The following is a 21,471-nucleotide window of genomic DNA, read 5'->3' as shown; positions in this document are numbered from 1 at the left end:
GCGGGATCGGGATCGGACTCCTCCTCCGGCGCGCGTGCCTCTCTCCAGGGGCATCAAGGGACGGCTGTGCCGGCCCGAGATGCCGTCCCCCTTCCAAGCGCCGCAGGCGCGCAAGAGAAGGGGGAAGCCGCGTCAGCGGCGCAGGGGGATGTCATATCAGGGTCTGGGGATGCCGACGGTGTCGGGCGACACCTTGGCCTTGCCGGCGGCTTGCTGCGTCCAGGCGTAGGACTGGATGGCCGGGAACACCGCCTTCTGCGCTTCGTCACCCGACATCGGCGCGAACATGGCGCCGCGTGCCTGCGCGTACTTCTTCAGCGCATCGCTCTTGACCATTTCGGTGGACCAGATCTTGTTCAGCGTGGCCGCCACTTCGGGCGGCGCAGCCTTGGGCACGAAGATGCCGAAGTAGTTGATCGGATCCTTGAAGCCCGGGATGAATTGCGACAGCGGCGGGATGCTGCCGAAGCCCTCGATCTCGATCGACTTGTCGCCCACCACCGCCAGCGGGCGGATCTTCTTGGCGCGGATCATGTCGGTCTGCTCGGCGGCCAGTTGCGTGGTCACCTGCGTTTCGCCCGAGGCAGCGGCCACGGCGGCGGGCGCGCCACCGTCGTAGGTGACGTGCTTGTAGCTCACGTTGGCCGCGCGCGCGATCGCCTCGATGGCCGAGTGCCCGCTGGAGTTTACGCCGGCGGTGGCCACCGAGACCGTGCCCGGGCGGGCCTTCATGGCCGCGAGCAGCTCGTTCATGTTCTTGAAGGGCGCGTCCGCGTTCACGCCGACCACGGCGATGTGCGCCACGTTCAGGTACAGGTTCCAGTCGCTGGCCGAGGTGTCGAGCATGCCCAGCACCTTGTAGGTGCCCAGGTCCTTCGCGCCACCGGCGGTCCAGGTGTAGCCATCGGCCGGCGCGGCCAGGGCGTTCTTGGTGCCCACCGAGCCCGAGGCGCCGGGCTGGTTCATCACCACGATCTTTTGGCCGAGGTGCTTTTCCAGCTCCGCGGCCGTGACACGCGTGACCTGGTCCGTAGAGCCGCCGGGCGCCCACGGCACGATCAGGGTGATGGGGCGGTCAGGCTTCCATTGCGCCATGGCGCTGACCGAGGCCGCCGCGAGCACGGCGGTGACGAGAATCTGGCGTACTGGAACGGGCTTCATGGCAGGTCTCCTGGGTTGTAATTCACCGAGCGGTTAATAATAGAAACCGCCTTCACCAGCGTCAAGCCACCGGGCCGTTCAGCTTCTCAGGACATACCCTAGGATCACATCGCACATGTGCGAGAGGCGTTCGCTGTGCGCCTTGGGCGTCATGAGGTCGCGCCCGAAGATCGCCGACAGCGTGTGGTTGTTCGAGAGGTAGAAGTAGGCCAGCCCGGCGATCGACACGTACAGCTGCAGCGGGTCGATGCCGCCGCGGAAGGTGCCTTCGGCGCGTCCGCGCTCCAGCACTTCGCCCAGCGTGGCGATGAGCGGCGAGTTGAGCTGGCGCGCGCGATGCGACTGCTGCAGGTGGCGTGCACGGTGCAGGTTGGCGCTGTTGAGCAGCGTGAGGAACTCGGGGTGTTCGAGGTAGTAGTTCCAGGTGAACTCCACCAGCCGGCGCACGGCGGTGGTGGGCTTGACGTGCAGCAGGTTGAGCTTCTGTTCTTCTTCGCGGATGTGGCGGTACACCTGCTCCAGCACCGCCTGGAACAGCTTTTCCTTGTCCTCGAAGTAGTAGTAGATCAAGCGCTTGTTCAGCCCCGCGCGTTCGGCGATGCGGTCCACGCGCGCGCCGCCCAGGCCGTGCTCGGCGAACTCGTCCCGCGCCGCGGACAGAATGGTATTCTGCGATCGCTCCGCGTCGCGCAGACGCTCTTCGGCAACCGGTGTGGGTGTGTTGCTCATATTCTAATAATTCACCAATAGGTTAATAAAGTCAAACGCATGCCTCAGATCGCCGGTCACCTGCTCGTGCAATGCCTGATCGCCCAAGGGGTGACACACGCTTTTGGCGTTCCTGGCGAAAGTTATCTCGCGGTCCTCGATGGTTTTCACGCGCATGCCGATCGCATCCGCTTCGTCACCAACCGCCAGGAAGGTGGCGCAGCCTTCATGGCCGAGGCCCAGGGCAAGCTTACCGGGCGTCCCGGGGTGTGTTTCGTGACACGCGGGCCGGGCGCGACCAATGCCTCCATCGGCCTGCACACGGCCTTTCAGGATTCGACGCCCATGGTGCTCTTCGTGGGCGACGTCGCCAGCGACGCGCGCGACCGCGAGGCGTTCCAGGAGGTGGACTATGCCGTGTTTTTCGGCCCCTCCACCAAGGGCATGGCCAAGCGCGTGGAGCGCATCGACGACGCGCGCCGCATTCCCGAGTACGTGGCGCGCGCCTTCGCCACCGCCATGAACGGGCGGCCCGGGCCGGTGGTGCTGGTGCTGCCGGAGGACATGCTCACCCAGGTGGTGCAGGCCGAGCCGCTGGCACGCGTGGAGCCGGTGCAGGCCTGGAGCGACCCTGGCGCGCTGCGCGAATTGCGTGCGCTGCTGTTGGCCAGCGAGCGGCCTTTGGTCATTGCGGGCGGCGGCGGCTGGACGCCGCAGTCCGCCGCCGCGCTGCAGCGCTTTGCGGAGAACTGGCAACTGCCGGTGGCCAATGCGTTCCGGTTCCAGGACTGCTTCGACAACCACCATCCGCTGTATGCGGGCGACGTGGGCCTGGGCATCAACCCCGCGCTGGCGCGGCGCGTGCGCGAGAGCGACCTGCTCATCGCCATCGGTGCGCGGCTGGGCGAGTCCACGACCAGTGGCTACACCTTGATCGAAGCGCCGGTGCCGGCGCAGAAGCTGGTGCACATCCACGGCAGCGCGGAAGAGCTGGGCCGGGTGTACCAGGCCACGCTGGCGATCAACGCGACCATGAACGCGGCCGCGCGCAGCCTGGAGGTGTTGGCCGCGCCCACCGAAGTGCCTTGGCGCGAATGGGCGCAGGGTTGCCACACCGATTACGAAGCCAACATCGACGTGGCCAACGGTGGCACCGTGCTGCCTGGCTCCATCGACATGCCCGCGCTCATCCACACGCTGCAAAAGCACTTGCCCGCAGACGCCGTGCTCACCAATGGCGCGGGCAACTTCGCGAGCTGGCTGCACCGGTTCTACCGTTACCCCGGGCTGGCCAAGGGGCACAAGACGCAGCTCGCGCCCACCAACGGCGCCATGGGCTACGGCGTGCCGGCGGGCATCGGCGCGGCCATTCTCACCGGGCGTACGGTGTTCACCATCGCGGGCGATGGCGATTTCCTCATGAACGGGCAGGAACTGGCCACGGCGGTGCAGCACGGCGCCAAAAGCATCGTGCTGCTGCTCAACAACGGCAGCTTCGGCACCATCCGCATGCACCAGGAGCGCGAGTTCCCGGCGCATGTGAGCGGCTCGGGCCTGTCCAACCCCGACTTCTGCGCGCTGGCCCGCGCCTATGGGTATGCGGCCGAACGCGTCACGCGCACCGAAGAATTCGAGGCCGCGTTGCTGCGCGCGCTGGCCGCGCCCACCGGCAGCCTGATCGAGGTACCGCTCGATGTGGAAGTGATCACCACGCGCGGCACCTTGATGCAGATCCGTGAAAGTGCCCTGGCGCGTCCGCCAGGCTGAAGCGCCGAAGTCCGGAGGTTTCCATGCGCATTCTTCTGGTCGACGATCACACCATGTTCCGCGCGGGGCTGGCCATGCAGGTGAAGCTGTTGCGGCCCGGCGCAGTGACGCTGGAATGCGAGGGACCTGCGCAGGCGCGCAAGCTGCTGCAGGAATCCACCTTGCCTTTTGACGTGATCGTGCTGGACCTGGGCATGCCCGGGTTCAAGGGGCTCGAAGCGCTGGCCTACTTTCGCGGCCTGTGTCCCGAGATTCCTTGCGCGGTGGTCTCGGGCCAGGAGCTGTCTTCAGACGAGGTCGGCGAATGCGTGGAAAAAGGCGCTTTCTGTTTCATCCCGAAGTCGGCCGATGCGGCGCAGGTCGCCCAGGCCATCGATTGCATGGTGACGGGCAACGCCTGGCTGCCCGCCAGCGCCGTGAGCGTGTTGGGCAAGGGGCCTTCGGGTCGGCCGCCGAGCGTGTGGTCGCAAGCTGGGCTGCACATCACGCCGCGGCAGGCCGAGGTGCTGCGCGGCCTGGTGCAGGGCAAGTCCAACAAAGTGATTGCGCGCGAGCTCGGCATTTCCGATGGCACGGTCAAGACCCATGTGGACCACATTTTCGAGGTGCTGGAGGTCGACTCGCGCTCGAAGGTCGTGATCCGCCTCGCGCGCCTGGGCATCCGCATCCAGGACCTGGTAGACCCCGGCGCTTGAGTCAGAGAGCGATCTCGCAATCCGACTCTGTGTCACGTCCCACCTCCAGCACGGTGAGTTTGCGCTTGCAGACGATCCTGTAGTCCTCGCCCAGGCGCTCCACGCCGATGTGCGCCACGCCGTTGCCTCGCCGAACCTGGCCGCCTTCGCAGACCTGCTGCGTCAACAGGCCGCTCGGCAGTGCCAGCGACTCCCGCGTGAACACATGTTCAGGGGCGGCGTTGGCGTACGGCAATGGCGCGTAGATCGGCGGTGCCACAATGGCCGCGCCCACGGTCCTGCCGTTGAGTTGCAGGGAGAGCGCGCCGCTCACGTGGTAGTCCCCCGAGATCAGCAGGAAGCGGCGCGGGTGGTGCTTCACCAAGGCATCGAGCAGCCGCAGCCGTTGTTCGGGCGCGTACTGCCAGGTGTCGCTCACGCCGGGGTTGGCGGGGTCCGCGTTGGGGTACAGCCCGGGAATGACCACCGAGCCGGTGACGATCACCTGCAGCAGGCCGCTGTTTCGGGATTGGTAGAGGCTGTCCAGCAGGGATTGAAAAGCGATGGCGTCCATCACACGCGCGGCGGCGCTGCCTTCGACCTGACGGTTGCGCCAGGAGCGGCTGTCGATCAGCACGAGGTTCACGCAGCCGTGCCGGTGTTCGGTGACGCCAGGCCGATCGCGCGGGTCCTCCTGCCACAGGTAGTCCAGCGGCCAGGAGAGCGAACGCTGGAAAGCGGTCAAGGCGTTGCCGGCCCAGCGGTAGATGGCCTTCTCCTGTGCGCGATAGGGCTTGTCCTTTGCGCGGTCGGACCACGACCATTTGAGCAGCGGGCTGCCATTGGGTTGCGCATCGGTCCACTCATGGTCGTCCGGGACCATGTAGGTGGGTGTGTGGGACAGGAAGTGGCCCATGCCCCTGGGGCCGAAGGCCAGTTCGTAGCGCTCCAGGTAACGTTCGGCGGGGCTGAGCGGGTCCACCAGACCGGCGGTGGCGTCGGCATAGATCTGGTCGCCGACCAGCAGCGCAAAGGCCGCGTCCGTGGGCGCCTCGTAGGGCGCGAGCACGCGGTCGGTGCGCGTGGCGTCCACGTCGAGCCCGGGATGGCGGCAGGAGGCGGCCACGAACTGCACCGCCGTGGCGTCGCGCCGCAGCGCGTTCAGGCTCGATTCGGGCAGCTCGACATGGCAACGCTGCTGCATGGCCGATTCGATCGGCATGCCGTCGGTGCGCCAAGTCAGCTCGTAGGCCGCGAAATCGTTCTGGTTCTTGGTGAGCTCAAGGTCGATGGTCTCATCGTCCACGCCGACGGACAGGACCCGCTCGGACAGGACCCGCTCGGGCAGGAACCGGGTGCACGGCGTCCAGGATCGGTACCGCTCGCCCAGGTCGAGCGGCGGTATCGACAACCGGGGCGGCACGAAGGCCGGGACCCGCGTGATGTCGAGTTGCGCCCATGGCGTCTCTTGTTGCTGCGAGCTGCTGCGGTGCACAGGGTGTGCCGTGAAGACCTGGAAGGACCGGGCGTCGTCCGTGAGCGGAACGTCGATCCACGCCGTGCGGTAGGCGCGTTGCAGGGGCACACCGTCGGGACGGTCATCCGCCGCAGCTGGGTCGTAGGCGTCCACTTCGAAGAACCCATGCGCGACCTCGGGCAGTTGCCGGTAGCGCCCGTCGGCCTGCCTTTGCCGCACGACGACGCGGGTGATGCCATCGCGGTCCCGGCTGCCGCCGTGCAGATCGTCCACCAGGAACACCACGCGCGCCAGGCGTTGGCCGTCGCGTTCTTCGAGCTTGCCCAGCCAGGGGCCGACCAGTGGCGCGCGCAGCAGCAGACCGTCTCGCGCAGCCTCGCCGGGCGCGGCGGTGTAGGTCTGCGCCTGGTCGAAGAACTCCAGCAAGGGCTTGAACACCTTTTTGCCCGCGTCGATGCCGAACAGCACGTCGAGGTGCCCGTAGCCCGGGACGCGCAGCGGGCGCGGGATGTGTTCGAACTTCTTGCAGTCCAGCCGGGTGAGCAGTTCGTCGGTATCGATCGCACTGCGCAGATCGAACAGCTCGTTTTTCTCTCCGTGCAGCAGCTGCACCGGCATGGTGAGGTGGGCGCGGATGTTGTCGTCGGTCACGTAGCGGTTCACGCCGTCTTCGTCGACCAGGCGGCCGCGCTCCAGAAAACGGCGCGCCTGCGCGAACAGGCGGATGTTGGCTTCGCCGAACAGGCGGTTCATCTGCGCCACGGTAGAGGGGTGCAGGTTCTCGTGCCGGAACAGCGGTGCTTCGATGAAGCGGATGCGCTTGCAGGTGGCCAGGCTGTCTTCGTTCTTCGCGTGCGCGCGCTCGGCCGCCGGCACGGGCAGGGTGGAGAGCAGACGGTCCAGGAAGTTGAGCGCCACGCTGTCCTGCGCGCCTCGCACGGCAAACGGGATCACGCCGCGCGGCGCCAGGGCCTGGAGAAGACCGGGAAGCCAGCTCTTGGCGCGCGGCACCGGTTTGCCCATGGTCAGCGCGTGCACCTGGCTGAAGGCCACGCTGGCGATCTTGGACAGGCGCGGCGTGGCGCAGGCCGTGCGTTCGAGCGGCGGCTCGTGCGAGAGGCGGCCGTCGAGCAGGGCCATCCACAGCGAGGCCGCGCCGATGCATTGGGCAAAGGCCGAAATCTGCACGGGTGGTCCGCTGCCCAGCTCGTCTGCCAGGATGCCGAGGATGCGGTCCACCGCCAAGGGCACGTCGTGCCGTGCCTGCATGTCGACCGTGCTGGCGTCGCCAGCGTAGCCGCTGCGCGTCGACATGCGGCTGTCCAGCACCCAGACTTCGTAGCCTGCATGGTGGAACGCTTCGGCGAGGTTGCTCCCGGCCTTGGATTCGCTCGCCTGGTGGGTGAAGCTCAGGCCCGATTGGCCGAAAGCGTGCAGCAGCAGAACCGATCGGGCGCGCCGGACTTTCTGGTCTTGCCACAGGCCCGGCTCCACCGGGGGTTTTCCGCCGTCGCCTTTCGTGCTGCGGTAGCGCCACAGCCGCAGGCTCAGGCCATCCATGTTCTCGGTGCCCTGGTCGCTGCTGGAGGTGCCCCGGGGAACCACGAACATGTGCGGTTCGGGCGTGCAGAAGTCCTCGTCGTCGTCGCTGTTGCGGATGCGCATGTCGTGGGCGTCGGCGACGTCGCTCACAGGCCGGTGGCTGAAGTTGGGCAGGCGGAAGTCGAGCAGGCGCGTCTTGATCGCGAAGCGGGCCAGCAGCAGCGGGTAGCCCGCCAGCAGAACCAGGCCGCTGGTGGTGTCGCCCTTTTGGCCCAGTTGCGCCATCGCACGGTCGAACAGGTTGTCCTGGCCCATGGCCATGCGGCCGTGGGCCAGTGGGCGGGACAGGTGTGGCGTGCCTCTCCACACGCGGATGTCCGCGTCCATCACCTGCGCCCAGAGGCCGGGGCGCAGCGGGGGAATCTCGGCTTTCGAGCCGGGCAGGCGCGTGCGGCGCCACGCATGCCGCGCCAGCCAGCGCGCCCACTCGACAACGGAGGCGCGGTAGGTCACGCGTTTGCGGGCGGTCATGATGACATGTGCGGGGAAGACGGCCCCGCCCGGGTCGTGGCCTTGGCGCTTGAAAGCCACGCGGTAGTGCATGTGGCGCTTCTCGCTGGCGTGTGCCAATTGCGTCAGCAATTGCAGGATGTAGGCCGGCCATGACTTGAAGCGCTTCCATCCGGTGAGCGGGGACGGATGGAAGCGAATGTCCGACCAGCCGCGCAGCGCGAACCAGGTGAAGAAGGTGCGGGGATAGGGCAGGGCGCACGCCAGCAGCACCAGCGCGGGCCAGCAGACCAGGAGAAGCCCTCGGGCCCAGACGGGCGCCAGTGCGGCCATGAGAAATGCGAGCCCTTGCAGCAGGCACAGCAAGGGCAGCCACGGGCCGCTGCTCAGCGCGTTCGCGCGCAGGAATTCGAAGCGGCCTTCGGTGGCCTGGTAGGTCACCAGCTCCTCTGGCGGGAGCGGTGGCGAGGCGAGCCCATCGTGCTCGGGCATGCGCAGCAGGCACAGCGAAGCCTGCCGGATGGCCATGCGATGGTCCGGTTCGATCAGGGTCTTTTCAAAGTGGTCGCTGTCGAGCCGGGCCTTGAACACCAGGCACCGGCGCTCGTCGTCCTTGCCACGCATCCAGGGGCCGCGCAAGGCGGTGGCGCCGTCGCCCAAGGCATCGCCGTTGCTGCGCAGGGTTTCGCCCAGGCTCACGTCGCGGCAGAAGCGCGGGGTTTCGAAATGGGCGCGAGGGCGTGCGGCGGAAACGTGCGCCGCCTGGGTGCGGCGAGGGCGGTGCTGGCGCACCGCCACATGGGCCATGGCCCGCTCGGCCAACGCCGTGATGGTGAGCAAAGGATTGCAGCCCAGGGAGGTGGGCACGATGGAGCCGTCCAGCACGTACAGGCCGTCGTACACCTGGGGTTGGTTGGGCCGCAGCGGTGGAGCCGGTTGCTTGCCTTGCCGGCGGGGCTCCGCGGGTTCGTGGATCCACACCTGGCCCCGGTGGTTCACCACGCTGGTCTGCGGATCGTCGCCCATCGGGCAGCCGCCCAGGGGGTGCACGGTGGTGACGGTGGCCGTGGGTTGTGCACCCAGGAAGAAACGGCTCATGTTCTCGGGTAGCCAGCGCCACAGCGGCGAGTGCACGTGTGTGCCGGCGGGGCGCAAGCGGTCGAACAGGCGCTGCTGCTCCACGTAGGTGCGCAGGTGCTCGGCGCCGGAGAACACCGGCGCGCTGGTGTCCAGGCCCGGCAACCACACCATGCGCCCGGGTGATCCGTCGTGCCCCATCGCCAGAAAAATCTGCGTGTGCTGGGCCATGGCGCGGCTGGCGGCCAGCGGGTCGCGCGCCGGGCCGGTGCGCGGCTGCGGGTTGCGAAACCACCCGCGGCCCAGTTGCGACACGCTGTACGCGGTGGCGAGCAGTTCGGCAAAGGGGCGGGCGATGGCACCGGGAATGGCGCCGTCCTGCAGCAGGATGCGTTGGTCCAGCGGCTTGCTGCGGTCGCGCAGATCGAGGTGGGTGGTGATGGTGGGGCCGACGAGCTTGTGTTGTTGCGCCGGGTCGCGGCGCTCGAGTGCGCGCAGTTCGGCATCGGCGCCATGGCCGACCGCGTTGACGCGCTGTGCTTCGGCGGTCTTGATGGAGACCGAATCCCCGTTGCCCGACAGGCGCGTGCCCAGGGCCTGCGAGAACGCCAGCGCTTCGCCCGAGAGGGCCTGGGAGCGTTGCAGCAATTGCGTCGAACCGAGCGTGCCCGCCGCGATCACCAGCATGCTGGCGCGCAACTCGCGCTGCGTATGGCCGGGATCGCCCGCCGGACCTTCGACCAGCGCGGCAGCGGCTTCGCGCTGCGTGAGCACCTGGTGCTGCGCGTCGGTGGCGAACACGGTCAGCTTCCATTGGCGGTGTTGGCCCTCGGTGCAGGGTTCGAAGCGGTACACCTGCGCCTGCGTCACGATCTGCACGCGCTGGGTCTTCAAGGCCGCGGACAGGTAGCTGGTGGACAGCGTGAGCTTGGCGCCGGGCACGTTGCAGCCGGAGACGCAGTCGCCGCAAGCCCGGCACTTGTCCGGGTCGATCGTGAGCTTGGCGGGCTGGGTCTGCAGGGGCTCATGGCCTTCGCTCAACCGCTCGGCCACCCGGTGCAGGGCGACCGTCTTGCACAAGAGGTGGTCCGCCGCCGGCGGGCGGTACACGTGGCCCTGGAGTGTTTTTTCGGCCAGCTCGAAGGCCTCTTGCAGCGAGCGCGGGCCGATGTCGCGATGGTGCCGGATCGCGCCGGGCCAGGCCTCCTGTGCGAACACATCGGGATCGGGGCGCACCACCACACCCGCGTTGATCAGGCTGCCGCCGCCCAGCCCGTTGCCGGTGATGGCCACCATGCCCTGGCCCACGGACACCTCGATCAGGCCCGAGGCGCGCCCCACGGGAACGCCGCGCCCGGGGATGTTGAGCCGGAAGTGCTTGGGCACGCCCGAGAAGTCGTTCGGAAAGTCACCGGGCAGGTATTCGCTGCCCCGCTCCAGCAGCAGCACGCGGTAGCCTTTTTCGGCCAGGCGCAGTGCGGCCACGCTGCCGCCATACCCCGAGCCGACGACGATGGCATCGACCGCCCGCTCGCGGGGCGGGCGCACGATCCATTCGCGCCAGGTGCACGAGAGCGGCTGCTGCAGGTCCGGCGCTGTGTCATCGGTGGGGCGGAGGTCCAGGCTCATGGTCGTGCGGTCGCTGCGGCAACAGCGACTGAAGGGCGGAGACGAGGGCTTGGGGAGGCACCGGCTTCTTCAGCACGGGCAGTGCATCGGGCAGGTTCGGCACCTCGTCTTCGCCAGTGACGAGCACGGCGGGCAGGCTGGGGTGTTGTTTGCGCCAGGCGCTTATGACGGCGAGGCCATCGGGACCGGGGTCCAGCGTGTAGTCCGCCAGGAGCAGGTCGGGCGCATGGCTGGCTGCGCGTGCCAGCTGGTCCAACGCTTCCTGGCCGTTGGACAGCGCGAGCACGTTGGCGCCCGATTCCTGCAGCCACAGGCTCAGCGCGAGACGGGCGGCCGCGTCGTCTTCCACCAGCAGCACCTGCAGTCCGGCCAGCAGCGACGCGGGGACGTTCGGCCGGGTGCCGGGCTCGAGCAGGGATGCGGTCAACAGGGACACGGTGGCTGTTGTGCCCTGGTGCGGCGCGGCGGCAATGTGCAGTTCGGCGCCCATCAGCTCGACCATGTGGCGCGCGATCGCCAGTCCCAGGCCCAGACCGTCCGTACCGCTGCCCCGCGAGGACTGGCCACGGTGAAAGGGTTGGTACAGGTTGTCCAGGTCCTCCTCGGACATGCCCACGCCGGTATCGCTGATCGCGATCTCCACGCGCTCTCCTCGCGTCTCCATGGTGAGCGCCACGTGGCCTTGTCGGGTGTACTTCACGGCGTTGTCCAGCAGGTTGCGCAACACCCGTTCGAGCAGCATCGCATCGGCCTGCACCACGCAGGCCTCGATTCCCCGGGTCTGCAAATGGAACCCTTTCTCGCGGCAGCGGTCGGCGTAGCCCGCCAGCACCGACTGCAGCAAAGGCTGCAGGTCCACCCGCTCGACCCGCGCGTGCATGCTGTCCGCGTCGATCTGCGCCATCTCCAGCAGGCTGCGGAACATCGACTGGATCGAGTGCGACGTGCGCTCGATTTCGCTCACCACCTCCTCGTGGCGTTGCACGTCGCGCGTCTTCTTGAGCACGTTGACCAGCAAGGACAGGGCGTGCACGGGCTGGCGCAGGTCGTGGCTGGCGGCGGCCAGGAAACGCGAGCGCGCCACGAACGCGGCCTTCTGCTGGCGCATGGCGCGCTCCAGATCCTGTGCCAGCCATTCGCTGCGCTGTCCGGTGGTGACGGCCTCTTCCAGCAGCGCGCGGATGCCGACCGAGAGGCGAAACATCATGTAGCCCCCCAACACCATGGCCAGCAAGAGCACGGGCGGCACGCTGGCGTGCGAGGTCATCGGGTACAGCGCCGTCGGCAAGGTCACGCACAGGTAGGCGCCATAGACGCGCGGTTGCACGCCCAGCACGGCCACGGCCGCGGCGATCCAGGAAATCATCAGGGCGAACACGAACGCCGCCTCGTCCTGAGAGAGTTGCGGTGCGAACAGGGGCATGCAGAGCACCACCAGCCAGCCTGTGAAGGCCGAGGCCACGGTGATCCGCGTGAGCTGGTCCGCGCTGACCACCGCCGTCTTGCGCAAACGCTCGAACCACACCTGCCGCGTCACGAAGCCCGTGGCCACCACGCCGAACCACAGGCCAAAGCTGGGCCAGCCGACCTCGGGCACGAACACGGTGCCCAGCAGCAGCGACACCACGATGGCGGTGACGCAGCCCAGCCGGCTTTGACCGATCACCAGCTCCACGCTGCGCTGCAGGACGAGCTCGGGCAACGCGGGCAAGGCGGCAGGGTTCACGGCGGAGGCAGGGTGGTTCATGGTTGTGGGACACCTTAGAGCTGAGCCGTGCACATGCCCATCCACCAAATGGCGGATGGTCCTCGCGGGCCTGACTATGCCGTACGGCAGATGGGCAAGGCAAGCGTCTGCTCGAACACTGGAGGCCCCATCCAACCGAGGAGCTTTCCATGGCATCCGTTCACCACATTCGCAAATCCCCCTTGTCCCTGGCGCTGGGCAGCGCGCTGGTCGCGTTGGGCCTGGCCGCCTGCGGCGGTGGGGGTGGCGGCGCCTCAGCCGACCCGCAAGACCCTGGCCCGCCGCCCAACCCCAACGAAGTGCGCCTGCAGGGGCAGGTCGTGATCAATGCCGCCATCACCGGCGCGACCGTCTGCGTCGACCTCGATGCGAACCTGGCGTGCGATGCGGCCGAACCCACGGCCGCACCCACCGGCGCGGATGGCCGCTACGTGGTGACTTACGACATCACGCAGCACACCACCGCCGCGGTGAACGCCGGCACCCTGCTGGCCCAGGTGCCCACCACGGCGCGCGACACCAGCGCACCGGGTGAGGTGTTCGACCAGGCCTTCGTCATGCGCGCGGCCGTGGCCGATGGCGCGCAGATCAACCCCTTGACCACACTGGTCGAGACCGCCAGGGCGGCGGGCCAATCCACCGCAGATGCGCGGCGCAACGTGTCGCAGATGCTCGTCATTCCCGAGGGCAAGATCGACAACTACCTCGACGACCCAGCCTACGACTTCCAGAACGTCCGCAATACGGCGCGCATGAAGGCTTTCATCACGGGTGCCGCGCTGAGCGAGGGCATGGACTTGTTTGTCGACGAACAGACGCGCGCGCAGACGGCCGTGGCCTCGGACCTGCTGACCCTGCGCTACACCGACGCCGCCAACGTCTACCACCGCAGCCTCGCACTACCCGCCAAGCCCGCCGGTGCCGCGCGCTTCAGCCTCACCGATGTGCGCGGCGGCCTTACCGCAGGCGTGGCCACCTCCGACGCGGCGCTCTACAACGCGGCCTACCTGAACCCCAATGGCTGGACCCGCTGCGATACCTCGGTGGACTTCCCGTTCTCGCAGGGCACGCCCAGCTGGAGCAAGCCGTGTCTGGCCATCGACACCTTCGGCTTCGCGGCGCCCTCCGTGGACATCAGCGGGCGGCCGATGGTGGATGTGGTGAACGAGCTGCGCGCGGACGCGGCCAGCAACATCATCAACAACGGCATGGCAGCCGACAACCTGCTGGCGGCCCTGGGCGCGGCCACCTTCCCCCCCGGCTCCAGTGTCCGCCTGCGCGCCAACGTCAGCCTGACCCAACCGATTTTCATCAACAGCATCAGCGGCGATGCCATTGCACAAGGCGTGGCGACGACGCTGGAGGACTTGATCGCGGCGTATCCCAGCAGCGCGGTCACGGCGACCACTGGTGGTTTGAACCTGGGGCTGGGAACCGGCAACCTCAAGAACCTGCGCGTGGGTTTCACCTCCACGCCGGGTGAGGTGCAGTACTTCGAATGCGACCTGGACGCGACGCAGACCATCCGCTCCAACTGCGCCCCCACCAACACCGGCACCTACGCCATCGAAACCGTGAACGGCGCCCGCGTCCTGCGCTACAGCGGTTTCACGCCCACCGTGATGGACCATGTGCGCCTGCATGCCGAGGTCAAGGCGTCGACCCAGTCCAACAGCGTGGTGGGCGCGGGTGACTGGGTATACGCCGTGCGCCAGGCCAAGCCGCACATCGACGTCGCGCACTCCGAAGCCAGGCGCCTCAATGGCACGGCCTGGGCTGCGATGAAGGCGCAGCTCGGGCTGTGACCGCATGCCCCGGGCTCGCGTGGCACGCGCCCGGGGCATGGGTTTGTGTGAATGGATCACAAAACCGAGGGCATTGCCGCACACGTCCTGCGCCGCAGTGCCCCCTAGACTGCCTCATCCATCAAGAGGACTGGGGAAGCGCATGTTGCACACGACAGAATCGGCTTGGAGCGGCGAAGGTCCGGCGCCCCTGAGCGACGGTGGCGTGCGCCCTGGCATCGGGCGCCAACACCTGATGCGGGTGTTCGACGAGATCGACTACGGCATGGTCATCATCGACGCGCGGGGCGCCATCCTGCACGCCAACCACCTGGCGCGCCACGAACTGGCCAACGGCCGCATTGTGCATTCGCGCGGCAATTGCCTGCTCGGGAGCAAAGCCGAGTTCACCGCCCAGATCCAGGAGGCCATCGAAACCTCGTTTCGCGGGCAGCGCAAGCTGGTGATGATGAGCGCCGACGGCCGGGAGCTCTCGCTGGCCTTCACGCCGCTGAGCCATCCGCTGGAAGCCGATGCACCGTCGGTGCTGGTGCTGATGTCGCGCCAGAACAGTTCCGACAACCTGTCGGTGCGCCTGTTCGCGCGCTCGCTCAACCTGAGCCGCGGCGAGGAGGCGGTGCTGGTCGCCCTGTGCCGAGGGCTGCAGATTCCCGAGATTGCGGCGCTGCACCGCGTGGCCGAGTCCACCGTGCGCAGCCAGATCAAAACCCTGCGCGAAAAAACCGGTGCGCCCAGCATCCGCAGCCTGCTGCACCGGGTCAACAGCCTGCCGCCGGTGGTGCCCGCCTTGCGCGTGGTCACGCCCATGTCGCACAATGCCACGGAGTTTTCCCACCCGTGAGCATGGATGCCTGCCGCCGTCGCCTCTCTCGCTGATCCTCCCAAGACCCACCACATCGAAGCCCTCGCCGCCCTCGGGATGCAGCGCCGGTACCGGCGCGGGGCGCTGCTGATCCAGGCCGGCGACAGCGGCGACACGCTCTACATCGTGATGCAGGGGCGGCTGCGCGCCTTCGTCTCCGACAACGAGGGGCGCGAATTGACCCTGGGCCTGTACGGTCCGCTGGAGTACGTGGGCGAAATGGCGCTCGATGGCGGCCCCCGTTCGGCCCACGTGGAAGCGACGGAAAACGCCACCTGTTCCGTGGTGACACGTGCCACCTTGCTGGCTTACATCGCCGAACACCCGGAATTCGCGCTGGAGCTCATGGCCCGTTTGATCCGCCGCGCGCGCCTGGCGACCGAGAGCGCGCGCAGCGTGGCCCTGATCGACGTCTATGGCCGCCTCGTGCACCTGCTCAACGGCATGGCCCGCGCGCCGAATGCCGCGGGCGAACGGACCCTGAAGGAGCGCGTGACGCACCAGCAGATCGCGCAGCACCTGGCGTGTTCGCGCGAAATGGTCAGCCGCCTGCTCAAGGACCTGGAGCGTGGCGACTACATCGAAGTGCGCGAGCGCTGGATCGTGCTGCGCCGGGCATTGCCCGCGCGGTGGTGAGGCGCGGGCAGGGCCTGTTCAGCGCCCGCTCAGCGAGCGCGCTTTTTCGGCGAAGTGGACCAGCAGCATGCCGGCGACCACCAGAACGCCCGAGATGGTGAAGCCGAGGGCGGTTTCGGGGACCAGCCAGGTCGGGTACTGCGGATAGGCCTCGGCCAGGAACTTCAGCGCGGGGAGCTGGGCCTGGGCACGCTCGGCATTGAGGTTCATCAGGTCGGCCCGCGCGAACACCGCGCCGACGATCAGGATCGCGCCGGCCAGCAACAAGGTCTTGCCGAGCACCAGGGTGGCTTTGGGGGAGCGGCGGATCAGAGAGTAGAGCCCATTCATGCTGCGACTGTATCGCAGGCCATGGACCTCACGCTCCAGGCCCATTGAGCATGTGGCGCGCCTGCAGCGGCGCGGCGATGCTGGTGCCCGCCATGCGCACCGCGCTGCCGCTGAGGCTGCCCGTGCCCAGCCTGCCCGGCAGGGCCGGGTTGTCGTCGCAGGCCTGCAGCGTCTGCGGGACCTTGCGCACGCCAGGGCGCTGCGCGCGGCCGGCATCGGGATCGGGTTTGCGCGGCGAGTAAAGCGCGAAGTGGCCGCTGGATGAGGCGTGCTCGCGCACACCGCCCACGCTCACCGTGCGCTGACCGGTGGACAGGCTGTTGAAGGTGCCGCTGCGCCGGATCGGCGTGGTGTTGCCGGCATGGTCCACGAAGGCGCCGAGGTTGCCGCTCGTGTCGTAGCGCCGGTCTTCCAGGTACGACTGCTTCGCGCCCGTGTTCTGGCCAATGGCCACGTCGTCGCGTTCGATGTAGGCGTCGAACAGGGTGGCGGTGGTCCCGGTGTTTTTCAGCGTGACGCTCCAGGAGCCGGGCAGGGTGGTGGCCACCGAAGGGTCGCGGCTGAAGGTGGGGGCGATCGCGAGCAGGGCGCAGGTGCCGTGGTGTCCCAGGGCGGTCGAGCTCGGGTAGATCAGGCCGCACAGGGGCGCGCCATGGGCGTTGTTCCACAGGCCACCGCGTCCCATCGGCATGGCCGGCAGCGGCTGTGCGTGGCCCGGTGGCGTCACTTCGATCTGCAGGTCTTGCGCGCCATCGGGCAACCAGATCTCCAGGTAGCTCTCGGTGCGGTCATCAGGTTGCACACGCCAATGCAGGGTTTCGGAGGCGCCGGGCGCCAGCGTGCCGTTGGCGTGGGTGCGGCTCTGGTAGGCGTTGCCCGCCGGCACGGCGATCTGCAGCCGGCCGCCGTACAGCGCGACCAGCTGGTCCATCGCCGCTTCGAGCACCGAGGTGCCGTCGTGCGGGCCGGCCAGCGTGCCCCAACTGATGTTCACCACCACCTGGGCGCTGGGCGCGCAGCGCGCGAGGATGTACATGAGGCCGTCGAGCACGCTCACGTTCATCGCGCCGCCCGAGGTGTCGAGCACGTTCGACCAGTCGAGTTGCACCGCCACCAGATCGCAGCGGCTGGCGTCGTCGTTCATCGGTCGCAGCAGGCTGCCCTTGCCGCAGGCCTGGGCCATCACGTGTGTGCCGTGGTTGACCGGGCGTGTGAGGTCCCAGAGTTGGAAGTGTTCGTACAGCGCGTCTTCGTCGACCAGGCCATGGCGCGAGAACGCCGCCATAGCTGCATCGATGCGCGACGCCGAGAGTTCGTGGCCGTAGCCCATGTCCGGCGGCGTGGGGCCGGCGCGGGCCGGGTCCAGCGGCACGCAGTGCTGCGGCTGGTTGCCAGGCCATTGGCCATGGAGGGTGCCGTCCTGCCGCCAGAAGTGCTTCACGCGCGCCTGGCCGTGCCGGTTGAGAAATTGCTCGTTGGCAAAGGCCAGGCCGCCATCGATCAGGCCCAGCACCTTGCCGGTGAGCAGCTTGTGCGGGGGCGTGGGCGGGCTGTGGGGCGTGCAGGGATTGACCAGGGCGTGCGTGTGGTGGCCCACGGGCAAGCCCAGCTCGAAGCGCTGAATGAGGCCGCGCAGGTGCGCGTCGTGGCGCAACTGCTCGAAGAAGCGGCGCTTCACGCGCGCACTGCAAAAGCGCAGGCCGGGCACGTCCAGGTACACACGCGGAATCTGCAGCCAACGGGTGGAGGAGGCCGCCACCAGCGCGGGCACGTCCGCCTGCGCGCTCAGCTCGATCACGATCGGTAGCCACTTCGGCAAGGGCTTGCCGTGGTGGCAGTGGTAGCCGGCGAAGCGGTTGGCCTCGGCCCAGATCAGGTAGGGGTCTTCACCGTCGATGGCGCCCGGTGTCTGCCAGTGAATGCCGGTGAACGCGCCCGTGGGCAGCGGCTGCCAAGCCATCACGCCCATTCCTTGAGCGCTTCGTCCCACAGCCAATTCAGCAAGGGCGCGTGGCCCACCGCGGTGCTGGCGGCCGCGCGCGTGTAGGCGCTGCCGCTGGTCTGGTCCATCGGCTGGTTCAGGCTGAAGTCCAGCGGCTCGCCCTGCGGGCCTTCGAACAGGCGGCCATCGAAACCGCGCTCGTGCACGCGGGTACCGGTGGCGCGGGCCACCAGGAACTCGGCCAGGGCGGTGCCCAGCAGGCGCCCGGCGGCGCTGTCGACCGGATAGTGCACGCCGGCCACCACGCGGTTGGTGGCGATGCGCGCGGCCAGGCGCTGCAGTTGTTCGCGGCTCTCGGTGCCGTTGGGCGTGGTGCCCGTGGGCGAGGCCGCGTTGAGCAAGGCCTCCAGAAGGGCCGCGACGGCGAACGCTTCGGTGGCGTGGCCGCTGGGCCAACTGCCATGGCCGGGCGTCTCGATCATGGGCTGGATCTGGGGCGAGAACACCATCGGGCGGACGCTGGCGAAGATCTGCTTGAAGCGCATTTCCACATGCACGCACAGCAGGAACGCCAGGTCCAGGAGCTGCAAGGTCTTCTTGTGCCGGTGCGGCAGCAAGCCGACCACCGACGACCAGAACGCCACCGGCGGCGCCATCTGCGCGCTGATCTCCATCGAGCGGTCGGCCCGCAGGTCGGCGTAGGCGGCCACCAGGTCGAGCTGTTTCTTGAACTGTGCCTTGGTGGGCGCCCGCATGCGCACGAGGGTCTTGCGCTGGATGTTGTTGGCCTGCAGGTTGGCGAATTCCAGCATCGCCTGCTTGCTGCCGTTGTGGGTCTTGAACAGCAGGCCTTCCACCAGTTCGGTGAAACACGCCTCCACGCGTGGCCCATCGCTCCACAGCGCGAGGTTGGCGGGCTTGTCGAAGCCCGGCTCGTGGGCGTGCAGCACCGGGCCGATGTACGGGCCGACGATGGCCGCTCGGCTCAGGATCAGGGCATCGGACGCAAGGGTCGCGTTCGCGATACCCGTGCCGCCACTGGTTCCGCCACTTGTGCCACCACTTGTGCCACCACTGGTTCCGCCACTCGTTCCACCGCTCATGAGACCTCCAGAAAAAAATCAGTTGCTGGGCAAGCCCAGGTTGGACAAGGCATTCGCGACACGCTGGCGCAACGGGCTTTGGCCGCCTGCGGACAGGTAGTGGCTCAGGGTCAGGTTGGGTTGCAGGCTCAGCAGAAGCTGGAAGGCTTCCCGGGCTTCTTCCGTCGCGCCCAACTCGTACTGCGCTACCAGCAGGCACCGGATGGTGGGCAGGTGGTAACGGTTCTTCTGCAACGAGGCGTGGCTGTAGCGAACCGCCTCCTGCCACTGGCAGGTGGCGGCATAGCTCGCCGCCAGCATCATCTCGAAATAGTATTTCTGCGGGTCCAGCGGCGAAAGATGCAAGGCTTGCTCGGCCTCGCGGATCGCGTCTTCGTCCTTGCCCCACATCTGCGACCACACGCTGTTGTACAGCCAGGCCATGGGGTCGTTCGGATTGCTTTGCGTGGCCTCTCGCAGCAAGCGGCGGGAGGCTTCGACGTCTGCCCCGAGATGGCACAGCGCATGGCCCTTGATGGCCATGGCCAGCGAGCTGGTGGGCTCGAGGTCGAGGGCGCGGTCGGCGGTATCGATGGCGCGCTGGAAGTCGCGCGCGGGTTCATCGGAGAGGCCTTGCACCACCTGCATGATGTGCCACTTGGCCATCCAGGCCCACGGGGTGGCCACGCGTTTGTGCCGCTGCACGACGGCTTCGAGCAACTGCTGGCTGCGCTGCAGGTCGCGCGGCGTGGAGCGGTGCATGAGCGTGATGCCGCCCAGCATCAGCGCATTGCTGTCCAGTTGCGGCACAGGCGCGACCAGGGTGCGCTGCACCACGTCGTGCAGCAGGGCATGCGCGCAGGCGCTGCTGAGCTGGTCCAGCAGGGAACTCTGCGTTTCGAGCAGGTCGCGGATGTCGCCGGTGATGCGCTCGGCCCAGACCACCTCGCCGCGCTTGCGGTCGGACAGCTCGGCCATGATGACGACCTTCTCGCCGTAGGTGACGTAGCTGCCGCCCAGCACGAAGTTGGCCTCGAGGTGCTGGCCGATTTCCTGGGTGCTGCTCTGGCGGCCGCGAAAGGCGGTGGTGGACAGGCGCGAGATCACGCGCAGGTGCTGGCTGCGCGAGAGCTGGGCGATCACACCATCGGCGATGAGTTCGCCAATGACGAACTGCTCGGCCGCGTGGCTGCGGGTTTCGAAGGGCACGACCGCAATCGCCGGCCGGAAGTCGGTGGGGATGCCCTCGGGCACGCGCGGGCGCACGGCCTGAGAGTCTTTGGAGACCGGGTACACCAACCAGGTGCGCACCGGCTCGGGCCAGTGCTTGAGGTAGTTCTCGCCCCGGTCTTCCACCTCGGCATCGATGCCGATCACGATGCCGTCGAATATGCTGGCCGTCACGATGGTTTCGCCCGGCGCGGCGAGGTCGGCCACGCGCGCGGCCAGGTTCACGCCTTGGCCGTACACGTCGTTTTCGTCCACGTACAGCTGGGTGGCGTTGAGGCCGGCGCGCAGATGCAAGCGCTGCGCCGCGGGCAAGTTCTCGTTCAGCGGTGCGAAGTACCGGTGCAGCGCCAGCGCGGCCCGCACCGCATGCACGGGTTGATCGAATTCGACCAGCAGGCCGTCGCCCAGGCTCTTGACCAGGCGGCCCTGGTTGGCCGGCAGGACCTGCGAAGTGGCATGGTGCATGAACCCCCGCCAGTGGCTCACGATCGCTGCTTCGTTGGCCGCCATCAGCCGAACCGACTCGACCAGATCCATCACCAGCACCACCTTGTGCCGCTGCTGGGGCAGTGAGAGTTCGGGCGGCGAGGCCCCTTGCTCGGCCGGCGCGGTGCGTGCGTTCGGTGGCGGTGCGTCGGTCATGCCAGAGGGGGTATCGAACATGGTGTTGCAGTTTCTCACATGTCCCGCAGCGCCTGGAGCGCGGTGGGCGCACAAACGGCAAAGCCGACTCGCGTCGGCTTTGCTCGAGGATCGTCGCCACGCCGTTGCAGCGTGGGCAAGCAGATCACTTCAGGTGCGCATTGACCAGCTTGGTCATCTCGAACATGGACGCCTGGGCCTTCTTGAAGATTTCCTTCAGCTTGGCGTCGGCGTTGATCATGCGGCGGTTGACCGAGTCCTGCAGCTTGTTCTTCTTGATGTAGTCCCAGATCTTCTTGGTGACTTCGGTGCGTGGCAGCGGAGCGGCGCCCACGATGGCGGCCAGAGCGGCGCTGGGGGTCAGGGCCTTCATGAACGCAGCGTTGGGGGTGCGCTTCTTGGCGGGAGCAGCCTTCTTCGCAGGAGCTGCTGCCTTCTTGGCCGGAGCGGCCTTCTTCGCGGGTGCTGCAGCCTTCTTGGCCGGTGCAGCCTTCTTCGCAGGAGCTGCTGCCTTCTTGGCCGGTGCGGCCTTCTTTGCAGGAGCTGCGGCCTTCTTGGCCGGTGCCGCTTTTTTAGCGGGCGCTTTTTTCGCAGTTGCCATGATGATTTTCCTTCTAGAAGTTGACGAATCGCCAGCGGAGAACGCGCTC

General features: G+C 67.9%; 14 protein-coding genes. 5 read left to right on the top strand and 9 right to left on the bottom strand.

Going from position 1 to position 21,471, the window contains the following annotated elements:
• Nucleotides 1-156 precede the first annotated feature (156 nt).
• Nucleotides 157-1,161, bottom strand: coding sequence for a Bug family tripartite tricarboxylate transporter substrate binding protein (locus F9K07_RS17820; RefSeq protein WP_159594697.1), 1,005 nt, complete (start codon nucleotides 1,159-1,161; stop codon nucleotides 157-159).
• A 78-nt stretch (nucleotides 1,162-1,239) separates the two neighbouring features.
• Nucleotides 1,240-1,890 (bottom strand): TetR/AcrR family transcriptional regulator, encoded by a 651-nt coding sequence (locus tag F9K07_RS17815; RefSeq protein ID WP_159594696.1) that lies wholly within the window; start codon nucleotides 1,888-1,890, stop codon nucleotides 1,240-1,242.
• Between the two features lie 39 nt (nucleotides 1,891-1,929).
• Here F9K07_RS17815 and F9K07_RS17810 point away from each other — a divergent pair, with 39 nt between their 5' ends.
• Complete coding sequence (locus tag F9K07_RS17810) at nucleotides 1,930-3,636, top strand: thiamine pyrophosphate-binding protein (protein ID WP_159594695.1); 1,707 nt, start codon at nucleotides 1,930-1,932, stop codon at nucleotides 3,634-3,636.
• A 23-nt stretch (nucleotides 3,637-3,659) separates the two neighbouring features.
• Nucleotides 3,660-4,331, top strand: a complete 672-nt coding sequence (locus tag F9K07_RS17805) for a response regulator (protein WP_159594694.1) — start codon at nucleotides 3,660-3,662, stop codon at nucleotides 4,329-4,331.
• 1 nt (nucleotide 4,332) lies between these two features.
• Here the strand turns inward: F9K07_RS17805 and F9K07_RS17800 are convergent, their stop codons facing one another.
• Together F9K07_RS17800 and F9K07_RS17795 are read right to left on the bottom strand one after the other, a co-directional pair.
• Nucleotides 4,333-10,545: a GMC oxidoreductase gene (locus F9K07_RS17800; RefSeq protein ID WP_159594693.1), complete on the bottom strand. Its 6,213-nt coding sequence runs from the start codon at nucleotides 10,543-10,545 to the stop codon at nucleotides 4,333-4,335.
• The gene (locus F9K07_RS17795; protein WP_159594692.1) at nucleotides 10,517-12,292 is read right to left on the bottom strand and encodes an ATP-binding response regulator; all 1,776 of its coding nucleotides are present in this window, start codon (nucleotides 12,290-12,292) and stop codon (nucleotides 10,517-10,519) included. The genes F9K07_RS17800 and F9K07_RS17795 overlap by 29 nt, the downstream gene beginning before the upstream one ends.
• A 149-nt stretch (nucleotides 12,293-12,441) precedes the next feature.
• Here F9K07_RS17795 and F9K07_RS17790 point away from each other — a divergent pair, with 149 nt between their 5' ends.
• The 3 genes from F9K07_RS17790 (at nucleotide 12,442) to F9K07_RS17780 (ending at nucleotide 15,595) form a co-directional block, all read left to right on the top strand.
• A complete protein-coding gene (locus tag F9K07_RS17790) occupies nucleotides 12,442-14,097 on the top strand; it encodes a hypothetical protein (protein WP_159594691.1) in 1,656 nt (551 codons plus the stop codon).
• A 142-nt stretch (nucleotides 14,098-14,239) separates the two neighbouring features.
• Nucleotides 14,240-14,938, top strand: coding sequence for a helix-turn-helix transcriptional regulator (locus F9K07_RS17785; protein ID WP_159594690.1), 699 nt, complete (start codon nucleotides 14,240-14,242; stop codon nucleotides 14,936-14,938).
• Between the two features lie 6 nt (nucleotides 14,939-14,944).
• Entirely contained in the window at nucleotides 14,945-15,595 is a 651-nt protein-coding gene (locus F9K07_RS17780; protein ID WP_159594689.1) for a Crp/Fnr family transcriptional regulator, read from the top strand.
• Between the two features lie 18 nt (nucleotides 15,596-15,613).
• Here F9K07_RS17780 and F9K07_RS17775 read toward each other — a convergent pair whose 3' ends face one another.
• From F9K07_RS17775 to F9K07_RS17755, 5 genes are all read right to left on the bottom strand, one after another.
• Nucleotides 15,614-15,925, bottom strand: coding sequence for a hypothetical protein (locus tag F9K07_RS17775; RefSeq protein ID WP_159594688.1), 312 nt, complete (start codon nucleotides 15,923-15,925; stop codon nucleotides 15,614-15,616).
• 28 nt (nucleotides 15,926-15,953) lie between these two features.
• A complete protein-coding gene (locus tag F9K07_RS17770) occupies nucleotides 15,954-17,885 on the bottom strand; it encodes a hypothetical protein (RefSeq protein WP_159594687.1) in 1,932 nt (643 codons plus the stop codon).
• Nucleotides 17,885-18,970 (bottom strand): phosphatase PAP2 family protein, encoded by a 1,086-nt coding sequence (locus F9K07_RS17765; protein WP_159594686.1) that lies wholly within the window; start codon nucleotides 18,968-18,970, stop codon nucleotides 17,885-17,887. The genes F9K07_RS17770 and F9K07_RS17765 overlap by 1 nt, the downstream gene beginning before the upstream one ends.
• 18 nt (nucleotides 18,971-18,988) lie before the next feature.
• Nucleotides 18,989-20,842, bottom strand: coding sequence for an adenylate/guanylate cyclase domain-containing protein (locus F9K07_RS17760; protein ID WP_159594685.1), 1,854 nt, complete (start codon nucleotides 20,840-20,842; stop codon nucleotides 18,989-18,991).
• Nucleotides 20,843-20,966: 124 nt separating this feature from the next.
• Complete coding sequence (locus tag F9K07_RS17755) at nucleotides 20,967-21,422, bottom strand: SWIB/MDM2 domain-containing protein (protein WP_137918965.1); 456 nt, start codon at nucleotides 21,420-21,422, stop codon at nucleotides 20,967-20,969.
• Nucleotides 21,423-21,471 lie beyond the last annotated feature (49 nt).

Origin of the sequence: Hydrogenophaga sp. BPS33 (assembly GCF_009859475.1) — a bacterium.
In the GTDB taxonomy this organism is placed as follows: Bacteria; Pseudomonadota; Gammaproteobacteria; order Burkholderiales; family Burkholderiaceae_C; genus Hydrogenophaga.
This window is presented reverse-complemented; position numbering and strand designations above follow the sequence as displayed.